General features: G+C 68.5%; 9 protein-coding genes. 5 read left to right on the top strand and 4 right to left on the bottom strand.

Annotation, left to right across the window (positions count from 1 at the left end; translation table 11 throughout):
- From fxsT to ABZ562_RS31805, 3 genes are all read right to left on the bottom strand, one after another.
- The coding region (fxsT, locus tag ABZ562_RS31815; protein WP_361486226.1) for an FxSxx-COOH system tetratricopeptide repeat protein at nucleotides 1–2,267 on the bottom strand (2,267 nt) is incomplete at its 3' end.
- Between the two features lie 8 nt (nucleotides 2,268–2,275).
- Nucleotides 2,276–2,707, bottom strand: coding sequence for a hypothetical protein (locus ABZ562_RS31810; protein WP_361486224.1), 432 nt, complete (start codon nucleotides 2,705–2,707; stop codon nucleotides 2,276–2,278).
- 146 nt (nucleotides 2,708–2,853) lie between these two features.
- The gene (locus ABZ562_RS31805; RefSeq protein ID WP_361486222.1) at nucleotides 2,854–3,627 is read right to left on the bottom strand and encodes a GntR family transcriptional regulator; all 774 of its coding nucleotides are present in this window, start codon (nucleotides 3,625–3,627) and stop codon (nucleotides 2,854–2,856) included.
- Nucleotides 3,628–3,797: 170 nt separating this feature from the next.
- Between ABZ562_RS31805 and ABZ562_RS31800 the strand changes: the two genes are divergently transcribed.
- The 4 genes from ABZ562_RS31800 to ABZ562_RS31785 all read left to right on the top strand — a co-directional run bounded on the left by ABZ562_RS31800 (nucleotide 3,798) and on the right by ABZ562_RS31785 (nucleotide 7,371).
- A complete protein-coding gene (locus ABZ562_RS31800) occupies nucleotides 3,798–4,178 on the top strand; it encodes a hypothetical protein (protein WP_361486219.1) in 381 nt (126 codons plus the stop codon).
- Complete coding sequence (locus ABZ562_RS31795) at nucleotides 4,178–5,488, top strand: FtsK/SpoIIIE domain-containing protein (RefSeq protein ID WP_361486217.1); 1,311 nt, start codon at nucleotides 4,178–4,180, stop codon at nucleotides 5,486–5,488. Before ABZ562_RS31800 ends, ABZ562_RS31795 begins: the two co-directional genes overlap by 1 nt.
- On the top strand, nucleotides 5,485–5,682 hold the full coding sequence (locus ABZ562_RS31790; RefSeq protein WP_361486214.1) for a hypothetical protein: 198 nt from the start codon (nucleotides 5,485–5,487) through the stop codon (nucleotides 5,680–5,682). Before ABZ562_RS31795 ends, ABZ562_RS31790 begins: the two co-directional genes overlap by 4 nt.
- Before the next feature lie 273 nt (nucleotides 5,683–5,955).
- The gene (locus ABZ562_RS31785) at nucleotides 5,956–7,371 is read left to right on the top strand and encodes a replication initiator (protein WP_361486212.1); all 1,416 of its coding nucleotides are present in this window, start codon (nucleotides 5,956–5,958) and stop codon (nucleotides 7,369–7,371) included.
- Nucleotides 7,372–7,505: 134 nt separating this feature from the next.
- Here the strand turns inward: ABZ562_RS31785 and ABZ562_RS31780 are convergent, their stop codons facing one another.
- Entirely contained in the window at nucleotides 7,506–8,951 is a 1,446-nt protein-coding gene (locus ABZ562_RS31780; protein WP_361486210.1) for a recombinase family protein, read from the bottom strand.
- Nucleotides 8,952–9,192: 241 nt separating this feature from the next.
- Between ABZ562_RS31780 and ABZ562_RS31775 the strand changes: the two genes are divergently transcribed.
- A complete protein-coding gene (locus ABZ562_RS31775) occupies nucleotides 9,193–10,323 on the top strand; it encodes a DUF2235 domain-containing protein (protein ID WP_361486207.1) in 1,131 nt (376 codons plus the stop codon).
- Nucleotides 10,324–10,383 lie beyond the last annotated feature (60 nt).

Here is a 10,383-nt window from a genome sequence, read left to right as displayed (position 1 = left end):
GCCGACTCGTAGGCGCCCGCAAGGTTGTTGCGGGAGGACAGGGTGTCGGGGTGATCTTCACCCAGGACTCGGATGCGGTCGGCGAGGGTTTGTTCGTGCAGCGGGATGGCGCGGTCCAGGTCCCCGGCCGACTCGTAGGCGCCCGCAAGGTTGTTGCGGGAGGACAGGGTGTCGGGGTGATCTTCACCCAGGACTCGGATGCGGTCGGCGAGGGTTTGTTCGTACAGCGGGATGGCGCGGCCCAGGTCGCCAGCCGACTCGTAGGTGTAGGCGAGGTTGTTGCGGGAGGACAGGGTGTCGGGGTGATCTTCACCCAGGACTCGGATGCGGTCGGCGAGGGTTTGTTCGTACAGCGGGATGGCGCGGCCCAGGTCCCCGGCCGACTCGTAGGCGCTGGCGAGGTTGTTGCGGGAGGTCAGGGTGGATGGGTGGTCTTCGCCCAGGACTCGGATGCGGTCGGCGAGGGTTTGTTCGTACAGCGGGATGGCGCGGCCCAGGTCCCCGGCCGACTCGTAGGTGTAGGCGAGGTTGTTGCGGGAGGACAGGGTGTCGGGGTGATCTTCACCCAGGACTCGGATGCGGTCGGCGAGGGTTTGTTCGTACAGCGGGATGGCGCGGCCCAAGTCCCCGGCCGACTCGTAGGCGCTGGCGAGGTTGTTGCGGGAGGTCAGGGTGGATGGGTGGTCTTCGCCCAGGACTCGGATGCGGTCGGCGAGGGTTTGTTCGTACAGCGGGATGGCGCGGCCCAAGTCACCAGCCGCCCCGTAGGCGCCCGCGAGGTTGTTGCGGGAGGACAGGGTGGAAGGGTGGTCTTCACCGTTGAGCCTTGCCAATGTGTCGACGGACCGTTGTGCGTATTGGGTGGCTTGAAAGAGTTGACCTTGACCGTGCAGGAATTGCGAAGCGCTGTACAGGAGCCAGGCTGTTTCGGTGGTATCTGTTTCCGGGTGAGTGTGCGTGAGGTAAGCGTCAATGTGCGGGAGGAGAGCGCGCCAGCGTGGCCATCCGGTCGTGTTGGTCTCCGGGTTTTTGGGCAACGCGTCATAGATCAATGTTGCAGCGGTGGACTGTGCTTGGCTGATGGCTGAGTCGCTGCGGTGGGGGTCTCGGGGGTCGGGGGTTCGGGCGAGTGCTTGGACGAGACGGTGGACGGCTGCAGTGTTCTCGGCGAGGGTGATCATGCTGAAGTCGTTGAGGAGAGCGAGAGCGTCAACCTCTGCGTCCAGTTCGTCAACTGCGCCGCTGAGGAGGTCGCGGGGTATGTCGTGAGGGGCGAACCAGGCCATGACGCGCAGCAAATCCACGGCAAGTGGGTCGCGTTCGGCGATGGTGTCGAGCGTGACGCGCCAGGTTCGGGCGATGGTGATGCTGTGGGGGTCGCCGTTGCCGGGAGTGTTGAGCATGCGGGCGGCTTGGGCGTGGAAGCGGCGCAAGTAGCCGGAGTAGGGAATGCGTGTGCGGCGGATGTACGCACCAGCCTGTTCCAGCGCAAGAGGAAGGTGCCCAAGTTCGTCCGCCAGTTCTTCGACCGCCGAGGGCTCGTTGCTGTCAGCCGGTCCGGCGAGTTGGCGTAGCAGATTGGTGGCAGTCGACGGGGTGAGGACGTCCAGGTGCAGGGGTGCGGCGGCTAGGTCGTGCCAGCCGTAGGTGAGGCGGCTAGTAATGAGGTGGCCCCCGCAAGTGAGTCTGGCGACGTACGGGGCGAGGTGGTGGGGGTGCGTGGCGTTGTCGAAGACCAGCAGCCAACCGGGGTGGGTCTCAAGCCATGCGAGGGCCCATTCGGCCAGGGTTGTGCTGGGTGTGCTGCTGGTGTCGGTTCCGGGGTTGGCCCGTGTGGTGAGCTGGGCCAGTGAGTCGGTGATGGTCTCGGGGGTTTCGGCATCGATCCACCAGACCGCCGCGTACTCGTGACGGTGAACGTGGGCGAAGTGCAGTGCGAGGGTGGACTTACCGATGCCGCCGAGGCCGGACATGGCCTGGGTGACGACATGCTTGGCTGCCCGCTCGTGCCGGGGCTGAAGCGTCTGCTCCAGCGCAGCCAACTCCGCTTCACGGCCCACGAAACGGTGGCCGACCGGCCGCGGGAGGTTATGCAGCCCGTGAGGCGTGGGCACATCGCGGGGCACTGGCAGCACCAGAGGCGCCTGGACGGTGGCGTCCCCGGTGAAGATGGCGCCGTGGTTCGTCCCGATGGCGGGTGACCGGCCTCCCGACGTCATGAGGTTGGGCATCTTCGGTGATGCGCTGTGCGTCACGGCTTCAACCATGCTGGGGCTCAGGCTGTCGAGTCGCCGGTGTGAATGGTGCCGTAGTTGTTCTGGACCGCGGGTGACCTGTCCCCCGACGTTGCGATCGTGACTGTCGTAGGCGGTGCGGGACGTGCCCATGCGGCGATGTCGGCGGCGATCTCCGGATGGGCCGCCATCAGACGGCGGATCTGCACGCGGAGTACGGCGGCTAGGTCTGCGTCGTCCGGACTGCCTGCCAGCTCGGCGATGGTGTCGGCGAGGGCATCTTGCTCGGCGGTCGTTTCGCTGTCGGGGGTGTCACGGCCGGTGAGGCGTCGCAGGACGCGCTGCCCGAACGAGACGGTGGCATCGGCGGCGTCGCCCTCGACCCGGGCCAGGACCGCAGCCCCGTATGCGGTGATGGCCGTGGTGGCGTACGGCGTCAGGTCCTGAGCGAACTGGACCACATCTACGGACATCGACCATCCCCCTGTGCTTTCCCGTAACGCTGTCGTCTCGATACACAACGACACGATGGAGGACCCAGCGTAGCTAAGCGGGTGTGTTGCCGAACACATTCAGCGGTTTCGGAAGCGGCGGGGCCAGCGTGCAAAGGGCGTGAACCTCAGCTATTCGGTGTCACTTTCAACGGTGTGTCTGCGGTGATGCGGTAGGCGAGTTGGGTGCGGTCGGCGCTGGCGCGGAGTTCTTCGAGGAGTAGCGGGCGGTCGTCGGTGCCGTAGGTGACGCGGGCGGTGTGGAGGATTGGGGTCGCGTCGGGGATGCCCAGGGTGCTGCGTTCGTCGGGCAGCGGCATGCGGGCGCTGACGGTCTCGTGCCAGGTGAGCTTGTGCCCGGCGGCGGTGAGGATGGCGTAGATCTGCTCCGGCTCGGTGTCCGGCGCTTGGGCCAGTTGCTCGGCCTGGTCGGCCGTGGCGAATGGGATCAACACGCGGTGGAGAGCGCGCGTGCCGGTGCCGGGGTCGGCTAGCAGCCGGTCGACACCGAAGAGCGCTTCCCCCTCGTCGAGTCCGAGCAGCGGGGCCGTGTTCGCCGTGGTCGTGGTGCGGTAGATGGTCGGTTCCTCGACCCGTTCCCACGCGTGGTGTCCGGTGTGGAACGTCTTGCCGCTACGGGTGATGGTCCGCTCGATGGTGACGGCGGGTGCGGGGAGGGCGCGGACGTAGCTCCCCTTGCCGTGGATGACCTCGATGAGTCCTTCGGCGCGGAGTGCGGCGATGGCCTTGCGGACGGTGGGGCGGCTGACCTGGTAGCGCTCGATGAGCTGGGCCTCTGAGGGGAGCGGGGCCCCGGGCTTGTACTCGCCTGCCGCGATGCCGCTGCGGATTTCGGCGGCAACCTGCTGGTACAGCGCTCCGGGGCGCTGGATCTCTCCCATGCCGGACTCTCCTCGTCACCTGTCGACGGTGGCTCTGACGTGAGCTGACGTCACTCGTAAGCATAAGTACTTGCCTCCGACCGTCAAGGCATGCATAGTTGGCGACTTGTAAGCACGAGTGACGTCACATGACGTGTGACGTCTCGACTGGCCAAGGAGGCCCACAACCCATGCAGTCCATCCCTGTGGACACATCCCGGCTGGGCGTACTGCGGTGCGCGGTCGGGCCCGAACCGAAGATCACGGATTTCGAGAGCAAGGAGGTCAAGAAGGACCGGGACGGCAACACGATCTACACCGTCGCCGTGACGGTGCGGCAGGACGGGCGCCGCGTTTCGGTGATCGAGATCGCCGTACCCGGTGAGCCCAAGGGCGTTGCAGAGGGCTCGGAAGTGCGGGTGACGGGCCTGGAGGCGTTCGCCTGGACCATGGGCGACCGCCACGGCGTCAGCTTCCGCGCAGCGGCCGTCACCCCCGTACCGGCTCCCGCTCCGGCTGCGTCGGCGTCGGCGTCGGCGTCGGCGTCGGCGGGCAAGGGCGGTGGTGCGTGATGGGTTCGCTCCTGTTCATCGTCGCGCTGCTGGTGGTGGCCTGGATGGCGGTCATCGGTCCCCATCTGCGAGACCAGCGGCCCGATTGGCACTGGTACCTGACCGGCTTCCCGCGTACCGCGCTGCGGGTGATGGTCACCTGGCGCAAGGTCGCTCACCTCAATGACCTCACCGTTTCCCACAAGCCCAATCGGCGCCTGCTGGGGGATCTGGCGGTCAAGGGCGAGCCTCTGCGCACCCGCGTGCCGCGCTTGTCTTTCCCCCAACCCACGCCGAATGGACTGTCGGTGCTGGTGCGACTGCACCCGGGTCAGACCCCGGAACCGTTCCTCGCTGCGGCTGACGCGCTGGCCCATGCCTGGCGGGTGCACGCGGTGCGGATGGTCTCCCCCGAACGCGGCGTCGTGCTGATCACCGCGTCAGCCAGTGATCCGCTGGAGCATCCGGACCGGCCTACAGGCGAGGTATCGGCGTCGCTGCTGTCGGCGGCGGTCGGCACGCTGGAGACAGGCCACACATGGGTGATGGACTTCCGGCGCGTACCGCACTGGCTGATCGTCGGCGCCACACGGTCGGGCAAGTCCACGCTGATCGCCCGGCTCATCACCGAACTCGCTCCGCAACCTGTTGCCCTGGTCGGCGTCGACTGCAAGGGCGGCATGGAACTGGGCCTGTTCGAACGGCGGCTCTCAGCCCTGGCCACCTGCCGCAGTGAGGCCATCGCCGTGCTCGGGGCCCTGGTGGTCGACATGCAGGACCGCATGCGCACCTGCCGGGCGGCCGGGGCCCGTTCGATCTGGGAACTGTCGGAGAAGCAGCGGCCGATGCCGGTGGTGGTGATCGTCGACGAGATAGCCGAGCTGTACCTGACCAACGGGAGCAAGGAACAGCGAGCAGAAGCCGAACAGTGCTCCACCTACCTCCTGCGCCTGGCGCAGCTCGGTGCGGCGCTGGGGATGCATCTGGTGGTGGCCGGGCAGCGGGTCGGCTCCGACCTCGGGCCGGGTGTGACGGCGCTGCGGGCCCAGTTGAGCGGCCGCGTCTGCCACCGCGTCAACGACCCCGGCACCGCAGAGATGGTTCTGGGCGATCTGAACAAGGACGCGGTAGCGGTCGCGCAGTCCATCGGAGAGGCCGAACAAGGCGTCGCGGTCACCACCGGGGAACTGGGTGGCTGGATGCGCGGACGGTCCCACCTGACCACCGCCACGGAAGCCCAGTTGACGGCGGCCGAATACGCGGGGCTCGCACCCCGCCTGCGCGGGATCGTCCGCGCTCTGGAAGACCTGAACGGGGGTGACGAGGTATGAGCGAGCAAGCGGCTCTCCCGCTGGCGCTGCTCTTCGGGCTCGCCACCGTGCTCCTGGTCCGCTCCCGCGCGGTGCGCTGGTGGGAAGCGGTGTTGATCGGCCTGTTCGGCATGTACCTGGGCCAGACACCCGTCATCTTCACCGCAGACGGCCTCGTGAACTGGCTCCTCTCCGGCTTCACCCACAACAGCTAGACCCCTCGGGAGGCCCACCAGGTGACCATGCGCCGTATCCGCTGCCCCATCTGCAAGGGGGAGCGCTTCCCCAAGACCCGTACCGGCCACCGGCGGCGCTGCCGCTGCTGCCGGGGCACCGGAACCATCCGCTGACCCACCCACCCCGCGAGCCAAGGGAGTGATCGCCATGGACGACACCCACCCAACCGCATCCATCCGCGCCGCTGCGGCGGCCCACCCTGGGAGGTCCCCACCATCACCGCCGAGATCACCTCGGCTGACAGGCGCGCCGTGCTCGACCGCGCGGCGCGCCTGCGTCAGCTCTCCGAAGTTGACCAAGACCTGATCCGCCTCGTCCAAGACCCCGGCTTCGGCCGCTGGCTGGAGCAGCTGACCGCTACCGGCGGCTGCGCCCATCCGATCCACCTCACCGGCTCCACCACCACCCGAGACGCGGCAACCGGCGAAGTCCTCCACCACTACGACACCCGCAACGAGCCCGGCGAACGGCTTCTGATCCGCTGCCGCAACCGCCGCGCAACCGTCTGCGCCCCCTGCTCCCGCCTCCACGCGGGCGATACCTTCCACCTGGTGCGCGCCGGACTCGTCGGCGGCAAGGCCGTACCCACCGACGTACGGGAACGGCCCCGACTCTTCCTCACGCTCACCGCGCCCAGCTTCGGCCCCGTCCACCGCGCCACCACCGACGGCCAACGCTGCCGACCGCGCCGCGACGCCCAGCAGTGCGAACACGGCCGTTCCCTCGGCTGCCCGGCCATCCACGACGTGGCGGACCCGCGTAACGGCCAACCCCTGTGCGCCGACTGCTACGACTACCCGGCACACGTCCTCTGGCACGCGTATGCCGGGCGACTGTGGAAGGCGTTCACGGACAACCTCTACAACCACCTCGCTGCCCGCGCCGGCCGCACCCGCACCGGACTACGCCGCAGCCTGCGCATCTCCTACGCCAAGGTCGCCGAGTACCAGAAGCGAGCGGCCGTCCATGTCCATGCTGTGGTGCGTCTCGACGGCGTACACGGGCCGGACGATCCGCCACCGGCCTGGGCAACGGCTGATCTCCTGGTGGCTGTGGTGCGCACTGCCGCTGCGGCCGTACGGCTCACCACCCCCTACAGCGCGGCTCTGGGAGAACACCAACTGCGCTGGGGCTCCGAACTCGACGCCCGGCCGCTCCGTGCCTTCGGCGGCGGTGAGGGCCTGGCCGATGACGCCGTGGCCGCGTATGTCGGCAAGTACGTCACCAAGGGAGCCACCGAAACCGGGGCTGGACTCGACCACCGGATAACCCCCCCCAACGACATCACCGCGGCCCCCGTGTCGGCACACGTCCGCGCCCTCATGCGCACCTGCTGGCGCCTCGGCGGCCTCGCCGAGCTGGAACCGCTCCGCCTACGGGCTTGGGCTCACACACTCGGCTACCGGGGCCACATCCTCACCAAGTCACGCGCCTACTCCACCACCTACACCGCACTGCGCGCCGAAAGAGCCGACCACCAATCCGGCGGGACCCAACTCGCCGACACCGACCTGATCACGGATGCCCACTGGCGCTACGTCGGCTCCGGGCACTCTGCCGGGGCCGCGCTCCTGGCTGCCGGGATCGCGGAAGACCACGCCCGGAATCGCGAGATCGCACGCGAAGAAATGGCGCCCGTCTTCAGGGGGCCTGTTGGCTCCGGATGACCTTCGTCAGCGCGTAGCCGCCTCGCGCGCCCGGCAGGGGCTTCCGCCAGTCATTGAAGACCTGGCGGTGATCGAACGTGCGGTGCGGGTCTTCGCTCTCGTGGAGTCCGAATCCCGCACCGCACGTCCCCGGGTCAGGCGATCCAATCGATGACGAACCGGTCCGGGTCCCACCTCTTGCGCGGGTTGGCGGGACGTACCTCGATGGCTCGGACAGCAGCGGTGACCACCGCGCGCCGCTGGGAGTCGTTCATCTTCTCCCAGCGGCCGAGCATGTCCTCAAAGCCACCGACGAATCCCAGCAAGACCGCTTTCCGGGACACCTTCGTGAGCCTGGCCCGGTTGCGCTCCAGCCGTTCCTGAATCGGCGCGCGGGCCACCATCCACTCCTTACGGCTGATCGTCTGGTTGCCGTAGTCCTCGGCCAGCTCCTCCAGCTCCTCCTCGTCGGCCCGGACCTTCTCATACAGCTCGCTACCGTCCTCGTCCGGCTCGCGTAGACGCTTCATGAAGGCGGGCGATTCGAACGCAGCCAAGACCATGTCCCTGATCTGGTCATCGGTCCGCTCGGCGTTCGTCGCCGTACCACCGCACGCTCCCGTGCCCGGCGTGTTGGGGCAGACGTAGCGCGGTACGCCAGAGCGGGGACGGCCGACCATCCCCCACCCGCACGCCTTACCGGCCTCCCCGGTCGGCTTGCCGCAGCGAAGGATGCCGGACAGGAGATAGCTCCGGTTGCCTCTGTCGCTGGTCGGGCGCCGGTCGGGGTTGCTCAGCAGTGCGCGCAGTCGGTCGGAGTCCTCGTGGCTGATGATGCTGGGCCATACCGCGTCGCTGACGATCTCCCCCAGGAGGGGACGAGTGGCGTCCCACGAACGGCGCGGGATGTGCTCCCTCCGTCCGCTGATCCTCGCTGACGCGAGCATGCGGCGGAGTCCGCTCGGCTTCCACGGGATGCCAGCCGCCGTCACGATCTCCCGGCTCTTCCAGTCTCGGCAGATGCTTGCCAAGCTCTCCCCTGCCAGGGTGCGGCGGGCACCCTCTCGGATGACCTCTGCTTCGCTCTCGCGCACAGTGACCCGGTCGTCCTCGTACCCGAAAGGTCGTCTGCCGCCTCCGGCGATCTTGCCCGCCTCGGCGGCCTGGCGGCGCTGCCGCTGCTGGCGCTCGGCCTTGTGCTCGGCCTCGTGCCGTGCGGCAGCTCCCAGCATCCGGGCGATCATGCGACCGGTGGGCGTCGCGAGATCGATCTCGCCGCTGACGGTGGCCAGCTCCAGACCATGCCGGTCGGCAAGATCGATCACGTCTTCGAGCTCTCGCGGGGAGCGGGTAAGACGGTCCACATGCCAGCACACGACAGCATTGACCATGCCTTCGTTGATGTCTTCCAGAAGCTCCTGCCACTTCGGGCGGGGCGCCCCGGAATACGCGCTGACGTCGTTGTCCGGGTAGACGTCGACGACGTCCCACCCCCTGCGAGCACACAGGGCACGGCAGTCCTCTTCCTGACGCGCGACGCCCAATCCCGCGCCGCCCCGGTCCTGACTGATCCTGACGTAGATCGCTGCTCGTATCGCCATGGGTCACATAGCTACACCCTCGTAGGCACGGGCGTCTCCTGCCCGATCGGCGTGGCCCGGGCGGACGGCTGACCTTCGACGGCCACCGGCTGAGGGCCGGCCTTCGGGCCGGCTTCGGGGCGGCTTCGGGCCGGCTTCGGGGCGGCTTCGGGCCGGCTTCGGCGAATGGCGAGGCCGGCGGAGTGGTGCGACGATCGAAGCACATCTGTGCGGTCGCTGTTCCTCCCCGGAGGGAGCTGCCATGGCCAAGAATCTGGTCCTCTGCTGCGACGGCACGTGGGACCGCGCCGACCAGCCCAACAAGACGAACGTCACCAAGGTCGCCCTGGCCGTCCGGCCGCGGGCGGACGGCGTGGAGCAGCGCGTGTACTACGGGCGCGGTGTCGGCACACGCCGGTGGGAGCACCTGGGCGGCGGCGCGTTCGGCATGGGGCTGTCCAGCAACATCCTGGACGCCTACCGCTTCCTCGTCGACGCCTACGAGCCCGGCGACCGGCTGTATCTGTTCGGATTCAGCCGGGGGGCCTTCACCGCCCGCAGCCTGGCCGGTCTGGTGCGCAACTCCGGCATCCTGCGCCGGGAGAACGCCCACCGGATCAAGGAGGCGTGGGCCCTGTACCGCGACCGGATCGAGAAGCCGTCCGGCACGGCCGCCACCCTGTTCCGCCAGGCGTATGCGTACGAGACGGAGATCCGCTTCATCGGCGTGTGGGACACGGTCGGCACCCTCGGCATCCCGGCTCCGGGCCCCCGGTGGCTCAAGCCGCTCGTGGGCTCGGTCAACCGCCGGTGGGCGTTCCACGACACCGAACTGAGCAGCTGGGTGAAGGCGGCCTTCCACGCACTGGCCATCGACGAGCAGCGCACACCGTTCATCCCGACGCTGTGGCACCAGCAGCCCGGCGCCGACGACAACGGCCAGGAACTGAAGCAGGTGTGGTTCGCCGGAGTGCACAGCGACGTCGGCGGCGGCTACAGCGAGACGGCCCTGTCCGACATCACGCTGCTGTGGATGGTCCGCCAGGCTCGCCGTCACGGGCTGCAGTTCGACCCCGAGGTCCTCGGCGCGACCACGCCGCGCGCCATGGGCTTCCCTGTCCGGCCCGACATCATGGGCACGCTGCACACCTCACGCACCGGCCTCTACCTCATGGAACGACCGTGGCACCGGCCCATTGGACAGTCCACGGACACGTCGGGGCGGGCCGACGGGTGCGAGTACCTCTCGGAATCCGCTCGCGTACGCCACGACGAGGACGCGTCCTACCGACCGCCCGAGCTCGACCGCTGTCTCGCTGAGGGACGAGTACGCCTCGAACCGATGCCCTTGACCGCCCCCGATTCGCTTCGAGCGCCCGCCGGACCGATGTGACCCGGGCCAATAGCCATGTGGGCAGGACCCCGTGATGCGCCGCAGAAGAATTCGGTCGAA

The organism is Streptomyces sp. NPDC019937, from assembly GCF_040631655.1.
Lineage (GTDB): Bacteria > Actinomycetota > Actinomycetes > Streptomycetales > Streptomycetaceae > Streptomyces.
Note: the sequence above shows the minus strand (reverse complement) of the source record. Positions and strands in the feature narration are given on the sequence as shown.